The 16128-nt window shown below is 51.1% G+C and carries 19 protein-coding genes; 10 read left to right on the plus strand and 9 right to left on the minus strand.

What is annotated here, in order from left to right:
• Nucleotides 1-483 precede the first annotated feature (483 nt).
• Nucleotides 484-906, plus strand: coding sequence for an Exc2 family lipoprotein (locus F3J38_RS01355; protein WP_167134409.1), 423 nt, complete (start codon nucleotides 484-486; stop codon nucleotides 904-906).
• 178 nt (nucleotides 907-1084) lie between these two features.
• Here F3J38_RS01355 and F3J38_RS01360 read toward each other — a convergent pair whose 3' ends face one another.
• From F3J38_RS01360 to F3J38_RS01370, 3 genes are all read right to left on the minus strand, one after another.
• Entirely contained in the window at nucleotides 1085-1477 is a 393-nt protein-coding gene (locus F3J38_RS01360; RefSeq protein WP_167134411.1) for a putative quinol monooxygenase, read from the minus strand.
• A gap of 41 nt (nucleotides 1478-1518) precedes the next feature.
• Nucleotides 1519-1923 (minus strand): nuclear transport factor 2 family protein, encoded by a 405-nt coding sequence (locus F3J38_RS01365; RefSeq protein WP_167134413.1) that lies wholly within the window; start codon nucleotides 1921-1923, stop codon nucleotides 1519-1521.
• A gap of 129 nt (nucleotides 1924-2052) precedes the next feature.
• Nucleotides 2053-2937 carry a LysR family transcriptional regulator gene (locus tag F3J38_RS01370; protein WP_240155864.1) on the minus strand — a complete coding sequence of 295 codons (885 nt, stop codon included), beginning with the start codon at nucleotides 2935-2937 and terminating at the stop codon, nucleotides 2053-2055.
• Between the two features lie 162 nt (nucleotides 2938-3099).
• On the opposite strand from F3J38_RS01370, the gene F3J38_RS01375 reads away from it, so the two are divergent.
• The 7 genes from F3J38_RS01375 (at nucleotide 3100) to F3J38_RS01405 (ending at nucleotide 8545) form a co-directional block, all read left to right on the plus strand.
• Nucleotides 3100-3654, plus strand: a complete 555-nt coding sequence (locus tag F3J38_RS01375) for a VOC family protein (protein WP_167134417.1) — start codon at nucleotides 3100-3102, stop codon at nucleotides 3652-3654.
• A 14-nt stretch (nucleotides 3655-3668) separates the two neighbouring features.
• Nucleotides 3669-4124, plus strand: coding sequence for a nuclear transport factor 2-like protein (locus F3J38_RS01380; protein ID WP_205298085.1), 456 nt, complete (start codon nucleotides 3669-3671; stop codon nucleotides 4122-4124).
• 176 nt (nucleotides 4125-4300) lie between these two features.
• Nucleotides 4301-5050: an SDR family NAD(P)-dependent oxidoreductase gene (locus F3J38_RS01385; RefSeq protein ID WP_167134419.1), complete on the plus strand. Its 750-nt coding sequence runs from the start codon at nucleotides 4301-4303 to the stop codon at nucleotides 5048-5050.
• 190 nt (nucleotides 5051-5240) lie between these two features.
• Entirely contained in the window at nucleotides 5241-6068 is an 828-nt protein-coding gene (locus F3J38_RS01390) for an alpha/beta fold hydrolase (protein ID WP_167134420.1), read from the plus strand.
• Nucleotides 6069-6181: 113 nt separating this feature from the next.
• Nucleotides 6182-6583, plus strand: coding sequence for a DUF305 domain-containing protein (locus F3J38_RS01395; RefSeq protein ID WP_240155865.1), 402 nt, complete (start codon nucleotides 6182-6184; stop codon nucleotides 6581-6583).
• 51 nt (nucleotides 6584-6634) lie between these two features.
• Nucleotides 6635-8089, plus strand: a complete 1455-nt coding sequence (locus tag F3J38_RS01400; RefSeq protein WP_167134424.1) for a YncE family protein — start codon at nucleotides 6635-6637, stop codon at nucleotides 8087-8089.
• 246 nt (nucleotides 8090-8335) lie between these two features.
• Nucleotides 8336-8545, plus strand: coding sequence for a YdgH/BhsA/McbA-like domain containing protein (locus F3J38_RS01405; protein ID WP_167134426.1), 210 nt, complete (start codon nucleotides 8336-8338; stop codon nucleotides 8543-8545).
• Between the two features lie 161 nt (nucleotides 8546-8706).
• On the opposite strand, the gene F3J38_RS01410 is transcribed toward F3J38_RS01405, so the two are convergent.
• From F3J38_RS01410 to F3J38_RS01435, 6 genes are all read right to left on the minus strand, one after another.
• Nucleotides 8707-9993 carry an MFS transporter gene (locus F3J38_RS01410; protein WP_167134428.1) on the minus strand — a complete coding sequence of 429 codons (1287 nt, stop codon included), beginning with the start codon at nucleotides 9991-9993 and terminating at the stop codon, nucleotides 8707-8709.
• A complete protein-coding gene (locus F3J38_RS01415; RefSeq protein ID WP_167134430.1) occupies nucleotides 9986-11143 on the minus strand; it encodes a mandelate racemase/muconate lactonizing enzyme family protein in 1158 nt (385 codons plus the stop codon). The genes F3J38_RS01410 and F3J38_RS01415 overlap by 8 nt, the downstream gene beginning before the upstream one ends.
• A 314-nt stretch (nucleotides 11144-11457) precedes the next feature.
• On the minus strand, nucleotides 11458-11886 hold the full coding sequence (locus F3J38_RS01420; protein WP_369410977.1) for an NUDIX hydrolase: 429 nt from the start codon (nucleotides 11884-11886) through the stop codon (nucleotides 11458-11460).
• Nucleotides 11887-12053: 167 nt separating this feature from the next.
• Nucleotides 12054-12293, minus strand: coding sequence for a pentapeptide MXKDX repeat protein (locus F3J38_RS01425; protein ID WP_167134434.1), 240 nt, complete (start codon nucleotides 12291-12293; stop codon nucleotides 12054-12056).
• 36 nt (nucleotides 12294-12329) lie between these two features.
• Nucleotides 12330-13118, minus strand: a complete 789-nt coding sequence (locus F3J38_RS01430; RefSeq protein ID WP_167134436.1) for a molybdopterin-dependent oxidoreductase — start codon at nucleotides 13116-13118, stop codon at nucleotides 12330-12332.
• A gap of 2 nt (nucleotides 13119-13120) precedes the next feature.
• The gene (locus F3J38_RS01435; protein ID WP_167134437.1) at nucleotides 13121-13720 is read right to left on the minus strand and encodes a cytochrome b/b6 domain-containing protein; all 600 of its coding nucleotides are present in this window, start codon (nucleotides 13718-13720) and stop codon (nucleotides 13121-13123) included.
• Nucleotides 13721-13872: 152 nt separating this feature from the next.
• On the opposite strand from F3J38_RS01435, the gene F3J38_RS01440 reads away from it, so the two are divergent.
• Together F3J38_RS01440 and F3J38_RS01445 are read left to right on the plus strand one after the other, a co-directional pair.
• Nucleotides 13873-14589, plus strand: a complete 717-nt coding sequence (locus F3J38_RS01440; RefSeq protein ID WP_167134439.1) for a response regulator transcription factor — start codon at nucleotides 13873-13875, stop codon at nucleotides 14587-14589.
• The gene (locus F3J38_RS01445; protein ID WP_167134441.1) at nucleotides 14589-16043 is read left to right on the plus strand and encodes a sensor histidine kinase; all 1455 of its coding nucleotides are present in this window, start codon (nucleotides 14589-14591) and stop codon (nucleotides 16041-16043) included. Before F3J38_RS01440 ends, F3J38_RS01445 begins: the two co-directional genes overlap by 1 nt.
• Nucleotides 16044-16128 lie beyond the last annotated feature (85 nt).

Here is a 16128-nt window from a genome sequence, read left to right on the forward strand (position 1 = left end):
ATTGCATTTCTTTTTTGATCTTAGATCCAATCATTATTGATGGTTGAATTATGAGGGTGAGATAAAGGCCAAGGCGGATACCGGTTTAATCCACGTAGCTTGTGCAGATACCTATCGTCAGTAAAGTGGTGAACATGCAAAGCCCTTGCCTATGCTGGTACTAGGTAAATGTTGGATTAACATCATGTAGAAAAATGCAAATGTAATGAACATAATGTAAAAATGCGTGCTAGATCTCTTTAAACACAACCCTCGATAACTTAAGTCAACTCTCAAGAGAATACCCACAGCCGGAAGCTCGCCATTCAGATCTAAGTCTCTTAATTTTTCCAGACAGTTCAATACGTTCAACGCAAATTGGTGTAGGCTTAGTCGCGCACTTTTGTTGGCAGAGCCTCGGTGCGTGAGGCAGGTGCGGTACGCCAGGAAGTACCAGTGATTTCATAAGGGTGTGAAATCTTGATTATTCTACAAGGAGTCATTTTGAATAAGTTGGATCGTTTTTCTCTTATTGCTGTTTTACCTTTCTTGTTACTCAGTGGTTGTGCGCAAAATCAAACTAGCGCTCAACGGCACGCTAATCATTTCATCATGGCAACGGCTAATGATTCATCCGGACCCAACTTCCGCCTGAATACCGCAGACTCAGCGCGAATGGCTACGCCATTTTTTGAGCAGTTTTGGCAGCAGGGAAAGAAGGATCGTGACGCTGGCTTAGCTAAAAAAGATATCGAACAGAGGATTAAGTACTTCCAGAGTGAAGAGTTTACCAATGAAGTCCGGGGTAAATCTCGCTTTGCGGGGTCTGATTACAATCAGGACGGTTCGGTATCGTCACTTTGGCGTAGGGAGATGTCTGCCGCGGTATCGGAAAGCTATATGGATGGATATAACGGCGTTAAATAGTGTGACCTGAGCGGAGAGTGCCCGGTGGCACTTTCCGCTACTTTAGAGCGAAGATCGCTGAACGTTTAATGAGATAGTCTGGCCAACTCACTGACTTAGCCTGTTTGAAACCAGGCTTCAACCTTGCGTTTGCCTGCTCGTGCCGCTGTGCATCAGTTTTCCAAACTTGCCCTAACAATCAGGCCGATACTTTGCCTCGCGGGTCATCAATATGCTGTTTCGCCACATCGTAACGAATACCCTCACGATTAAGGATGCGGACATGTTTGACCACGGTCGCCAGTGCTTTCAAGAATGTCTCTGAATGTTCGTGTCGCTCATAGGCCTCAATGTTCGCCCAGCCCTCTGACAGATGAAAAGCATCCTGATTCACCAAGTCTTGTGAGAAAGCATAAAACACACAGCCAGGCAGTTGCTGTGCTGCCTGCATTTCCGGTTTTACAGCATCAATGAAGATTTGGCGGTCATCAGGGTGAACGCGATAGTAAGCGCTGACGATAATTTCAGTCGGTTGGGTTTTGTCATGATCGCCAGCAGAAGAAATGCGTGTGTCAACTGTGTTGATACTCATTTTTTATCTCCAGTTATTTTTTATCGAATGCAAAAACCGCTTCAGACGGACTGCTCGCCACTGAATGCACGCCATGCGGCTAGGGTATCCAGCGATTCCCGCAGCAGTTTGATTTTTCCCTCTTCAGCCACCAACCTTCCGGCATAAGTCTGCTTGTACACCCGATCGGTACCCGCCAGTTCGGCTTCCACGCTGTATTCGCCAAAGGCCTGGGTTGGGGTATCGATAAAGAACTGGATATTGCGGAAGCGGAAATCTGGAATTTTAACCAGTAATCCGGCGATAAAGCTTTCGATTTCAGCCGGGCCTTGCACTCTGTGCGGCAGACCCAACGTTTGCAGATAGGGCAGTTCCAGCACGCCATCTGCGGCAAAAAGAGCCGCGGCGGCTTTAGGATCCTGGATACTGTCCAGGTAGTTCTGGAGTAATTGAACGGCAGTTTTCATGAAAAAAGTGCTCCTGTTTTCAGTGCCGGACGACTGTCGGCGGCGTGTAGCAACAATAATGAAACTCAGGAGTAATCAAAATAGCAAAGAATGAAAGTCATCATTTCATAAATGCAATGATGAAGAGGATCACTTAGTCCAGCGCCATTCAGGTTCACTGAGATGTCTGGCAAAGAAGTCTGACAGCACCTTGACCTTTAACGGCCGGCTGCGCGAAGTGGGAGTGACAAAATAGAGCCCGCCTTGTGTCATTGACCACTCATCCAGCAGATGTATCAGGCGGCCATCTTTCAGATACTCCGCGGCCATAAATTCTGGCAGTTCCGCAATCCCCAAGCCCGCCAGCAGGGGCGGCAGCAGGGCGTCAGAGTTAGTCACGCGCAGCGGTCCGCTTGGGACAATATCTTCCTGCGCGCCGGAATCATGCGTAAAGCGCCATACCTGGCTTCTGGCACGATAGGCATAACTGAAGCACTGCCGGGAAGTGAGTTCACGCGGATGCTGCGGTACACCTTGCTCAGCGAGATACGCTGGTGAGGCCACCAAATATTGCGTCACGGCACACAGCCTGCGCGCCACCAGCGAAGAGTCCGGTAATGCGGCAATACGTAACGCGGCATCAAAGCCTTCGGCAATCAGATCGACTGAGGCATCGGACAGATGCAGATCGACACTCAGCTCCGGGAACTGGCGGATAAGTTCTGGCATCAGCGGGGCTACCCAGCGTAAGCCAAACGACATGGGCACCGCTAAGCGAACCTGACCACGAGGCTGCACCGACAGTTCATGGGCTTCGCTTTCCACTTCTTCTGCTTGGCGATACATCTCTGACGCCTTCGCCGCCATGCTTTGACCGAACTCTGTTAACGCCAGCTGGCGAGACGTCCGGTTAAACAGCCGGCCGCCCAGCCGCTCTTCCAGACGAGCAACGGCACGTGAAACGGTGGGTACAGAAACCCCCATCACCCTGGCTGCTGCCGCAAAAGAACCTTCCTCTGCTACTTTCGCAAACATCGCGAGTCCTTCGAAATCGGGGAATCTGTTCATTTCAAATCTGCAATGATGAGTTTCAAATCATTCTATTTTGAAAGTTGTCGCACGTCGATATGCTTATTCCATCGCGACAACAACCGCTGTCGTCAATGAGCTGATTCACTTATCACAGGAATATAAGACATGAAAACTCAACGTATCGCTTCAACGCTGTTTGCTTCTTCTCTGCTGCTAGGCGCTGCCAGCATCTCTGCTCCAGCTTTCAGCGCTAACGCTACACCGCTGGTCACCATCTCAGGTGTTGACCACGCCGGTATCAACGTTCCTGACCTGGCTAAGGCCATCGCGTTTTTCCAGACCACCTTCGGCGCCAAGATTGAATCGGACATCACCCCCGGCGCTATCCCGGATGCATGGAAAGCCGCGTTTAACTGGCACCAGTCCAGTGACCTCAAGCGTTTTGTCATGATGCGTCTGGCTGATGGCACCGGAGTCGAACTGTTCCAGTATATCGGTGCGCAAATCGGCCATACACGTCCTCATCAGGATGATGATGCGGCAACGCATATCGCCCTGAGAACGCATGATGTGCCCGCCAGTTTTAAGGCGATTCAAAAAGCCGGTCTGAAAACCCTGAATGAGCCGGTAACCAACGCCGACGGCACTCAGTGGTTTTATTTCCTGACGCCATGGGGCTCGCAGATTGAGCTGGTAGGCAAAGCGAAAGCAGCAAACTGACAGAGGACACAAACATGAAAAAGGTATTCACCCAATTCCTGCTGCTGGCGGCACTGCTGGCCGGGTCACATAACGTATTAGCGGAGAACTCAACCATGAACATCACGACGGCTCAGATAGCACCCGCAGGTTTGCAGCAGCTCATCGATCGCCACTTTGCTATCTGGAATAACACCGATGCTGTTGAACGAGAGAAAGCATTTGCAGCAATTTACTCCTCAGATTTTTTCGTTGCCGATTATGACGGACTGAACGCAGGGGCGGACCGCGTGAATGCCGCCATCGGCAGAGTTCAGTCACAGCATCCGGGCTTTATCTTTACCCCGGCAGCTGTTGAGTGGAATCACGGCATTGCCCGTGTGACCTGGGGCTATGGCCCGAAAGACAATCCGTATCTGGTGCGGGGAGAAGATGTCTTTACGGTCAGCGAGGGCAAGTTGTCGAGTGCTCGGGTATTTCTCAATAAGTAACGCTGCTATTTAGTGATGTTTTGATTATCCACCCACGTGGAAAGTGTTTTCTGGATTCGTGCATTTTTTCGCACTTATCAATGACGTTACAGTGCTAACCGGACTCAGCAGTCTGACCTTCACTGTAACCCGATGACTTCAAAAGCTAATTCATAATTTGATTAAGGAGTTTCACCATGAGTAAAAAACTTTCAGGCAAAATCGCGTTAGTGACGGGCGGCAGCTCAGGTATTGGTCTGGCCTCAGCGCAGGAACTGGCGGAGCAGGGTGCGAAAGTCTACATCACCGGCCGCCGTCAGGAAGAGCTTGATGCTGCAGTAGCCCTCATCGGGCCGTCAGCGACAGGTATCCGCGCGGATGCTTCAGTTCTGGGCGATCTCGATACAGTGTTTTCAACCATTGCGGGCGAATCAGGAAAGCTTGACGTACTGTTCGCGAATGCTGGTGGCGGTGACATGATGCCACTCGGCGCCATCACCGAAGAGCATTTTGACCGTATTTTTGGCACCAACGTACGTGGCGTGCTGTTCACCGTCCAGAAGGCGCTTCCGCTGTTGACCAACGGTGCCTCCGTGATTCTGACCGGTTCGACTGCTGCGGCGAAAGGTACCGCCAGCTTCAGCGTCTACAGCGCCAGCAAAGCCGCCGTGCGTAATCTGGCACGCTCGTGGGCGCTTGACCTGAAGGAACGTGGCATCCGCGTTAATGTGGTCAGCCCGGGTCCTATCCGTACCCCCGGTCTGGGAGGTCTTGTGCCTGAAGAGCATCGCCAGGGTTTGTTTGATGCGCTGGCATCGGGTGTACCGCTGGGTCGTCTGGGTGAACCGGAAGAGATCGGCAAAACCGTGGCATTTTTGGCGTCTGATGATGCGAGCTTTATCAACGCTGCGGAAATATATGTAGACGGTGGCTTAGCGCAGATTTAATTCATTACCAGACAGACCCTCTTAATTATTCATAAAAACGACGACATGATTATTTATTTTGTCGGTGGATAGCCTTGCGCCATGCATATCAGAACGATGAATAAATGTCGTTGTAAAAGACGATATTTATTCATTCGGGTATGACGTCAGGCCAGGAATAACCTGCACATCATCAACGGAGAAACATTAAATGAGCTTTATTACCACACCTGATACAACTCGTCTTTTTTATAAAGATTGGGGCGACAAAAATGCACAGCCGGTTATTTTCTCACACGGCTGGCCATTGAGTTCAGATGCTTGGGATGGACAGATGCTTTACCTGTTGCAGCAAGGGTATCGTGTGATAGCGCTTGACCGTCGCGGTCATGGTCGCTCCGACCAGCCATCTTACGGCAATGACATGGACACCTACGCCGACGACCTCGCCGTGCTGCTGAATGAGCTGGATGTAAAAAATGCGGTGCTGGTTGGACACTCGACCGGTGGCGGTGAAGTGGCGCATTACATCGGGCGCCATGGCGAATCTCGCGTAGCAAAAGTGGTGCTGGTTGGCGCGGTTCCGCCCATCATGATGTCATCGGCTGAGTGGCCTGAAGGCACCGATATGGCGGTGTTCGATGGCATTCGCAAAGGTGTCTTTGATAACCGTTCGGACTTTTATCTCAACCTCGCTATCCCTTTCTACGGGATGAATCGCGAAGGGGTAGAGATCAACGAAGGCCTGCGCCTGAGCTTCTGGAATCAGGGCATGGCCGGTTCAATTGTCGGTCAGTACGCCTGTATCAGAGAGTTCTCGGAAGTGGATTACACCGAAGACCTGAGAAAAATCACCGTGCCAGCGTTGGTCATTCATGGCGATGATGATCAGATCGTCCCGATCGGTCACTCTGGGCTATTATCTGCTGAGATTATCCCGCATGCCGAACTGAAAATTTATCCCGGTGCTTCTCACGGTCTGGCGGCAACCCATCAGGATCAACTTAACCAAGATTTGCTGAAATTTATTCAGTCGTAGGTCATCCGAGCGTGCCACCTCATTTAATTATGAGGTGGTCGCGCTATTTAATTTGTTTTTACCCTCTCGCCGCATTTTCCTTTTCATTTTTTGGAATAAAGGCACGCATGCGTATGAAGTTATATCAATTAATTCCTTTCCTGTTGGTGCTGTTATTTATGACGGATGTTGAAGCACAGGATCACGCACATCAGTCTGGCTCTGCTGAATCCGCATTCATCCAGGACAATCAAACAGCGATGGACAGGATGATGACAGCCATGGAGGTCAAGCCATCTGGCAACATTGATGATGATTTCGTGGCGATGATGGCCCCGCACCATCAGGGCGCGATAGACATGGCCATCGCCGAACTTCGCTACGGCTCCAGTCCGCAGCTTCGCCGTATCGCGCAGGAAATTATTGTCACTCAGCAGCAGGAGATCACTGCCATGTATCAGGCACTGAATAAACCGCTGCCTCCCGCGCAGGCGGCTCCCGACCAGATTGCGCCAGTAAAGGGTATGACGCCCTGATAAATCACACCGATTTTCCTTTTGACAGACCCCACTGAACAGGATGATGCAATGAAAACGTTATTAAGGACCGGACTTGCTGTCGCTGTCGCGCTCTCTGCTTTGCCCGCGATGGCAGGCCAGGCTCCCTTTGGTGCTGCAGCCGCCGAGATTCCCCTCAGCCACCATGACCGTGTGTATGCCGCGGAACAGTTCTCGAATACCGTCTCCGTCACCGATCCAGCCAGTAATAAGCTGCTCGGCGTTATCCGATTGGGCGATCCCCAGCCGGCAAACCTCAGCCCTCTGTACAGAGGCCAGGTGTTGGTACACGGCATGGGATTTTCACCGGATCGTAAAACGCTGGTTGTAGTCTCAATTGGCTCAAACTCAGTGAGCTTTATCGATACTGCGACGAACACCGTCAGGCATATCACCTACGTGGGACGTTCTCCGCACGAGGCGTTCTTTACGCCAGATGGAAAAGAAGTGTGGGTGACGGTCCGTGGCGAGGACTACGTTTCGGTACTTGATGCCAGCAGCGGTGAAGAGAAGACGCGCATTAAAGTGCCTGGCGGTCCAGGCATGCAGATATTTTCCCCTGACGGGCAGTACGGTTACGTCTGCTCTTCGTTTAACCCGGAGACCGTGGTGGTTGACGTCAGGACGCACAAAATTGTTGGCTCGGTGAAACAGGCCAGCCCGTTCTGCCCGAACATCGCAGCAACGCCCGATGGCAAACAGGTGTGGTTTACCCTTAAGGACACGGGGAAAGTCCAGGTCTTTAACGCAAGGCCGCCTTTCAACATTATTAAAACGCTGGATACTGGCCCCATCACTAATCACGTCAACATCGTCGAAAACGCGAAAGGCAGTTTTGCATGGGTCACGGTCGGTGGTCTGAACCGAGTCAACGTCTACCGCACTGATGGCTTTTCACAGGTGGCCTCTATCCCGGTTGGAAATCTCCCGCATGGGCTGTGGCCATCTGGTGACGGGGAGCGTATTTACGTTGGTCTGGAGAATGCCGATGCGCTCGCAGCGATTGATACGGCGACTTATAAGGTGGTAGCTACCATCCCTATTGGGCAGGCGCCGCAAGCGGTTGCTTATGTGCCTGGTGCTGTTCCGCAAGGGGATGGCATACAGGGCTTGCAGCCTCTGGGGATTGCCGGCCAGGCAGTGCATCTCCAGTTGAAAAGCGTGGGGGCTGCCGAAAATGCGCAGGCGACGACAACGGTTTCACTGTTTGAACAAGGGATAACCCAGGTTCTGCAGGCATCGGCGACGGGTTTAGAACCCAAACAACCTTACCTGCTGGCATTGTCATCGCGAGCTGACGGCAGCGGTGAACTGGAACCCTTGACGCGCTTTATGACTAACCCTGCTGGTGCGGCCATTGTTAACGCGGTTGGCCCGATACGGCAGATCGTAGATGCCCGACACGCGGATGAACGTCGCTACCTTGTGATTGCCAAAAGCGACGGCAGCCAGCGGGGGGGCGTTGTCCAAGTTCAGGCGCGCTGATACTTAACGGGTGTGGTCAATCCCGTCACGACGCGTCTGCATGACTAAAATTGTGGTTCACTCTCACCCGCCTAAATGGTGGGTTTTTTTATGGATTAATAAGGCAAAAACGCCTCTAAATCTCATTCATATTTTTTGAATGTTTTCGATAAATCTCTTTACTTTTAAACCCGGATTCTTAAGCGCATGATTAATCCATCGAGGCAGATAGCCTTACAAGCTAAATAAATCATTGAGGAATAGACCATGAAAAACATCAAAACTTTCGTTGCAGTTATCGCACTTTCAGCTGTTTCATTTGGTAGCTTTGCTCAAAGCATCACCGCGTCAGCCTCTACTCTGGATGCTGCAGAAGCGCAGATTGCTGCTCAGGCACATCAGGCAGGTGCTTCATACAAAATTACCAGCGCCCGTTTCAATAATGGTGCCTATATCTCTGCTGAATTAACCAAATAAGTCAGTCTCTAATAAGTGATTAAGGGCCGCCCAAAGCGGCCTTTGCTCATTGAATGATGTGCCAGATGACAGGTTTGCCCCGTAAGGAGCAAACCTGTTTTAGCTTAGCGATAGCGTAATGAAAGGTGGAAGAATGACCGCTGGATCCCCCAAGATTTGTACTAGTGGCTGGTTTGTGACCGGAGTGAATTTACGACTTTCTGGCGAACCAGCACTGCCAGCAGCAACATGCCTGAAAGTGCTAATATGCTAGCCAGCACAAAAGCGGTGTGATAACCGCCGCCATACTGGATAAGAAAACCGGTGATGCTAGGGGATAAAATCCCGGCCAAGTTTGCCAGCAGGTGTACAAAGCCACCTGCCGTTCCTATCCGCCCTGCGGGTACAATATCCTGCAGCAGAGACCAGCATGCCTGCGGCGTCATATAAGCAAAGACGCTTGCCAAGGTGATAAACGTCACGGCGGAGGTGACACTTTGGCTCCATGCAGTGAGCAGCACGCACAGTGCCGCAACGGCAAGGCCGACGAAAATCACCAGTTTGCGTGACAACAGGAAATCCTGCGTGCGGCGGAACAGCATGTCAGAGATGATGCCACCCCCCAGAAAACCGACGGTCGCGCCTAACCACGGCAGCACACCGATAATACTCATGCTTTTGATATCCAGATGCTGGAAGTCGGTCAGATAGCTCGGCAGCCATGACAGGAAGAAGAACTGGATATAGTTGAAGCAGAAAAATGCACTGGCAACGCCCAGTACAGGTAGAGAAAACACGTAATGCCACAGGCTGTGGCTGTCATGCTGTGGCTGGTTCAGGGTATTGCCTGCCGGTCGCCGTTGCACGATGTACTGGCTCTCTTCAGCGCTTACGCGCGGATGTTGCTCTGGCTTGTCTCGGAACAGCAACAGCCAGCAGGCAACCCAGATGAATCCAAGTGCGGCAATCACAATGAAAGCAATACGCCAGCCAAATTGCAGACCGACTAAACCGACAATCGGCGCCGCAATGGCGGCTCCTAGCGGTTGACCTGCATTGGTGAAGCCTACCGCCCGTCCAACTTCATTACGCGGGAACCAGTTGGCAATGGATTTGTTGGTGGTGGTGCCCATTGGGCCTTCTCCCACGCCAAACAGCATGCGCACGATGAGAAGGTGAGTGAAACCTGTCACCAGTGCTGTGGCGCCGCAAAACAACGACCAGATACTGGCCGCCCAGGAATAAACGCGACGAGGCCCGAAGCGGTCAGCCGCCCAGCCGCCAATAAAGCAAAACAGGCAATAACCAATAAAGAAACAGCTGAATAAAATACCCATTTGCGCATCGTTGATGCTCAAATCCTTCTTCACCAGCGGTGCCATGACGGAAAGCGCCGCTCGGTCAAGATAATTAAGGATGCCGGCAAAAAACAGCAACAGCGCAATGACATTACGGTAGTTTTTAAACATGTTTTTTCACTCCCTGAGAATCGATACGCGTCCATGAAAGGCGATAATCCCTGAGAACGGCAGGATCAGGTTCATATCCCAATCCAGGCGCATCATTCAGGTTAAAGCGCACGCTCTGTGGCAGTAATGGATAAAGCTGCGCTTCGAAGGTAATCCAGGGGATTTCCATTTTGATGTCATCTGGCAATGTGGCAACCAAATGCGCAGTGGCCAACATCCCCGCACCGTAGTAGAAGCAGTGAGGTACGACTTTCACACGGTATTGCCGTGCCAGTTCGAATACGCGCAGTGCGGCGGTGATGCCGCCAACTTTGGCAACACTTGGCTGTGCAATATCCACGGCACCACTTTCAAACAGATTCACAAATCCAAAATCGCCGTCCACATTTTCACCCGCAGCAAGGGGTACGCCGTTTTCGCGCAGCTGAGACAGCCCCAGAAAGTCATCTGGTGGCCAAATGGGCTCTTCAAGCCAGCCCAGCTGTAGTGGGCGAAGTTCACTGGCGATGGAATGCGCCTGCTCGCGTGACCACGGGCAGTTGACATCGACCATCAGGCTCACGTCTGGCGGCAAAGCATCACGTGCCGCTGCAATCGCATCAGGATGCGTTTCATGAAGTTTGAGCGCACGATAACCCTCGGCATGCGCACGCTGAACCTGAGTGGCCACCTCTTGCGCGTTATTACCGTAGCTCACCAGACTGGCATAACGTTCAACCTGGGTGCGCGTAGCCCCCAGTAGTTGCCATAGCGGCCTCAGTTGCTGCTTGCCTAACAGATCCCACAGCGCAGTATCAAGTGCGGACAGGGCATAACGAACAGGCCCACTTCGGCCAAAGGCATGCAGTGCCTGCTCGGCAGATTGCATCACCTCTGCAATCTCCTGCTGACTCGTGGGTACCGTGCGCTGAAGGAAGAAAGGGGATACCAGATTGATCAGCGCCTGCTCGGTGACGGGATTGGACAGATGTCCAAATGCTTCCCCCCAGCCTTCAATACCGTCGTCGGTAATGACCTTAACCAGCAGTGTTTCCATGCGTTTGAGTGATGGAGATGCCGCGTTATAGGTGGTTTCTTGCGCATCGGGCTGACGCCGGTGCGCATCAAACGGGATGGCGATACGTGTAATTTCGATAGCGGTAATTTTCATGCCATAAACCTCATAGGGGTAGCGCCCGGCGTTTTTTATAGGGAATGCCGTGGCTAAGAGGGGTAAACCATTAATAAGTATAAAAAGGCATTCAGGCATGAAGCATCAGGCAGACGCACAGGAGTGGTTGGCATTTTGCGCCAGATTTTGGGCTTACCAACGATAATGAAGGGGGGCGATCACATTAACTCAATAAACTGAGTGAGACGGGACATGCTGCTTTAAAACGTGCGGAGAGAGTGAGTTGTTAAGCCCTCATGGTTGCTCCGTATATGGGATTAGCAGGGCAGGGCTTAACGGTAGATAAGACGCTGTCAGTTCATATTGAAGTCATGCTCAGCATTAAAAACCAAAGGAATGATCTGTTTGCCCGTTAGCGGCGCCAGTGGCAGGTCATGATCACTCGATGGGTGATACCAGACGATTTCCTCAATTTCAGCGGCGGGACTGATCTCGCTGGCAGACGTCTGCACAGAGAAAATTTCAGCGACAAGTTTGAAACCAGGCTCGTTTGCGGCAGTGTCTGTGAACTGACCGATGTAGCGCGTATCTGTCTCAGAAACCTTAATCTGCAACTCTTCATCAAGCTCGCGGATTAACGCGTTGATGGGCTGTTCAGCGGCTTCGATTTTTCCACCGGGCTGCATAAAATAACGCGTATCGCGTTTACGGACCAGAAGTACACGGTGCTGGGCATCCATAATGATTGCTGCTGCGATGTGTATCGTCTTATCTGCGGTCACTGCCATCCTCCTGTTCGATTATTGAGCCATCCTTTGCCTTGGCGGCGGTTGGAGGCCCTCACTATAACCTAATTGAGAATGATTATTAATAAATGAGATTGTTGCGTAGGCGGGATAGGGTGTTGGCTGGAGGGGCTTAACCGGGCCTCAGCCCGGTTCGACACCTATTATTTAGACATCCCATCTTTCGCCATGTCATCTTTTTTCATGCCATCCTTGGACATGCCGTGATGTTTCTTCATGGGCTTTTTCATCCCGTCCTTGGTCATGCCATCTTTACTCATGCTGTCATGGGACATAGCACTTGGATTTTGCATGCCATCTTTGGCCATGGAGTCTGCCGCGTAGGCGCCAGAGAAGGCCATCATCAGGGCACCAGCAAATACAGTCGCAACGATCTTTTTCATGATTCATTCCTTACATGGTTGAGGGGATAACACTGTTCAGCTGCCGCCAAACCAGTTGTAGCCCTGGTCTTCCCAGTAGCCACCGGTAAAGCGGTCAGTAATTTCAATCGAAACAATATGCTTCGGGTTTTTGTAGCCGAGCTTGGTTGGGATACGCAGTTTCATGGGATAGCCGTATTCGGGGGGTAAGATACGTCCATCCCAGCTCAGTGCCAGCAGCGTTTGGGGATGCAGCGCTGAAGCCATATCGATACTGGTGTAGTACTCATCCGCGCAGCGAAAACTGACGTATTTCGCCCGCGTGTCTGCGCCTATCAAATGCAGGAAGTCGCTGAAGCGAACACCGCCCCAACGCCCAACCGCACTCCAGCCTTCAACGCAAATATGCCGGGTGATTTGCTCATGTTGCGCTAACTTATAAAGCTCAGGCAGGCGCCAGCTGCGGTTATCTCGCACCTTTCCTGTTATCTGTAGTTGGTAATTCTCTTCGTGAATCGAGGGAATATCCTCCTCACCATAGAATGCATTAAAGGGAAACGGCCTTGTGATATCCGCAAGGGTATATTCTGGTGCCATACGGTAACCGCTGAATAACCATCCCTGAATGCGGTCATTAAAACGTGACATACGATTTAAGACGCTTTCGACATCGGGGTTATCATCAATATCACATCCACTCAGCATCGCGACGCCGCCTAGCGTCAGTCCCATACGCAGAAACTGGCGGCGTGAATTGCCGGTGAGTTTTTTGGCTAGCAATGTTTGCGCGTCTTTAACCAAATTACTCGCATCACTGGCGGACAAATTTATTTTATTCTTTTCCATATTCAGCGCCCACGGATCATCAATTGCAGTGTTTTAGGAACCAGCAATACCATTGCCAGATGAACAAGAATAAAAATGCACAGAAACGCCATCGCACAAAAATGGATGAGTCTGGCATTGTCGTAACCACCGAATAATTCTCTCAGTACCGCGAATTGCACAGATTTCCACAGCACCAGTCCCGATAGCACTAATAAAATGCCATCTGCCATGACCAGTAAATAAGCGCATTTTTGCACCATGTTGTATCGCCTGAGATCGTGATGATCCAATCGTCCTTTCAATGCAGAGATAAACTCTGTGACGAGTCGTTTCATACTCAGCGGCCAGAAGCGTTGGCGAAAACGCCCGCTGATGATATTGATAATAAGGTAGAGTAGTCCGTTTAATCCAAATAACCACATCACGGCAAAATGCCACTGCAGTGCGCCACCGAGCCATCCGCCAAGGGTATATTCCTTTGGGAATGAAAAAGCGAATAAGGGTGAGGCATTATAGATACGCCAGCCGCTAAGGATCATCAGTATAACGGCCAAAGCATTAGTCCAGTGGTTTATCCGTAACCAGAGCGGATGAATATTTTTATTGCTTATTTGTTTCATTCTACGCCTCTTCACAAGGAAGTGTTTTCTGGAGTGCAGACAGTTTCACTTTTTATTTATTACGGAATCCTCACGGAGAGTTAAACAAAATGTGATAACTCTTTAAGGCGTGTATGTATATGATTAGGAGGTTGTTCACTAAGGCGGCAGACATGGCAAAGAAGATTTTGATTGTTGAAGATGATGGCAATATCGCAGAGCTGTTACACATCCACTTGCGGGATGAAGGCTTTGATATTACTCACGCTGCAGATGGCAATAAAGGCAGTACACTGCTGGAAAGCCAGCGCTGGGATGCTTTGATTTTTGACATCATGCTACCTGGTGTTGACGGGCTTGAGTTGTGTCGCCGAGCCCGCAATATGCCGCACTACACGCCTATCATTATGATCAGCGCTCGTGCCAGTGAAGTGCATCGTGTGCTGGGGCTGGAGTTGGGCGCCGATGACTACCTCACTAAACCTTTTTCCATGCTGGAACTGGTTGCGCGTGTTAAGGCGTTATTCCGTCGTCAGGAAGCGATGAGTCAAAACCTGCGCCAGGACGCCGGTACGCTGCGCCTTGGCAACCTGAATATCGATCCGGTGGCACGTGAGGTTTCACTCGATAATGTTGCCATCGAGCTCACGCCGCGTGAGTTCGAGCTGCTGTTCCACTTTGCCCGTCATCCCGGCAAGGTGTTTTCTCGCCTGAGCTTACTGAATCTGGTTTGGGGTTATCAGCATGAGGGCTATGAACACACGGTCAATACGCACATCAATCGTCTGCGCCTGAAAATTGAAACCACGCCCGCAGAGCCGCGTTGGATATTAACCGTCTGGGGGCAGGGCTATAAATTTGTCGTGCCAGAAGAGGGGGGCGATGCCTGATGAGAAAGCTATCCCTGACGCAGCGTCTGACACTGGTTTTCGCTCTGATGCTGGTGATCAGCAGCTCACTGATCTTGTTCATACAGGACAGGAATCGCACGCAGTACAGCGATGCGATGATCCAGAACCTTTCCCGTGACCTGGCCTCATCGATCGCGAAAAGCGGGACCCTGATGAACGCCCAAGGCACTGCCGTTCCGGCCATAAAAACGGTGTTTGGCCAGATGATGTCCTATAACCCCAGCGTTGAAGTGTACTTACTGGATACGCAAGGACACATCCTGGCTAACGACGCACCCGCCGGGCATATGCAGCACCAGAAGGTAGACATACAACCGGTACAGGCATTGCTAGCTGGCGCGCCTTTGCCGATATACGGGAAGGATCCGCGTTCTGCTTCTGCTCTGAAGGTGTTCAGTGCCGCACCCATCCTCGATGGAAATCGGACGGTTGGCTACCTCTATGTGATTCTTCAAGGGGAAAACTATCAGCAGTTGCAGCAAGGAGTATTGACCTCGGTTCTGCGCAGTTCCATGTTCTGGTCGGTCATCGTGATTCTTGTGTGTGGGCTGCTGGCAGGGGCATGTGCGTTTTACTGGGTGACGCGGCCGGTTAGAAAACTGACGCAACAGGTCACGGCCCACGATGCTGATCAACAGCCAATTATCGAACAACTGGCGGCGCTACCTGTCTCGATGCAGCAGGATGAGGTGGCGCAGCTGAAAAATGCCTTTATTGAGATGGCCAGACGTATCGCGGCACAGGTGCAAGCGCTTGAGCTGAAAGATCAGCAGCGACGTGAATTTGTTGCCAACATTTCTCATGACCTGCGTACGCCATTGATGTCGATACAAGGGTATCTCGAAACGCTGTCCGTCAAGGCGACCAGTCTCAGCGAGGCAGAACGTAGCCGCTATTTGCAGATTGCCCTGACACAAAGTGAGAAGGTGGGGATGTTGGCTCAACAACTTTTTGAGCTAGCGCGTCTGGAGCATGGCGTGGTGACGCCGCAGCGTGAGCGCTTTTCACTCTCTGATTTAGTACAGGATGTGATGCAAAAATTTGAGCTGGCGATTGAACAGTCTCAACTGGGTTTTCATTTCGACATAGAACCAGGGATTCCACTAGTGGATGCCGATATGTCGATGATCGAGCGCGTGCTCACTAACCTGGTGGACAATGCTATACGTCATACTCCCTCTGGTGGCGTGATCAAGCTGCGCATCTGGAGCCAGGATCAAAAAGTGATGCTGGAGTTGGAAGACAGCGGTCCCGGAATCTCTCCTGCAGTCAGTGAAACCCTTTTTGAGCGTCCTTCCATTACTGACCCTACCCGCCGCGACAACGGAGGATTAGGCCTGGTGATTGTCAGACGTATGCTGCAACTTCATCAGGGAGATATTTCATTGATAGAAGCGCCAGGTGCCTGTTTCAGAATATTTGTTCCCTTGTAGATCGAGCAGATAAAAGTGTGTTCTACACTCTCTCTATGAGCGGTAAGAAATCACCTTCTTATGTAACTTGTTTATTATTTTATAA

It is taken from the genome of Candidatus Pantoea formicae (assembly GCF_011752625.1).
GTDB classification, from domain to species: Bacteria; Pseudomonadota; Gammaproteobacteria; order Enterobacterales; family Enterobacteriaceae; genus Pantoea; species Pantoea formicae.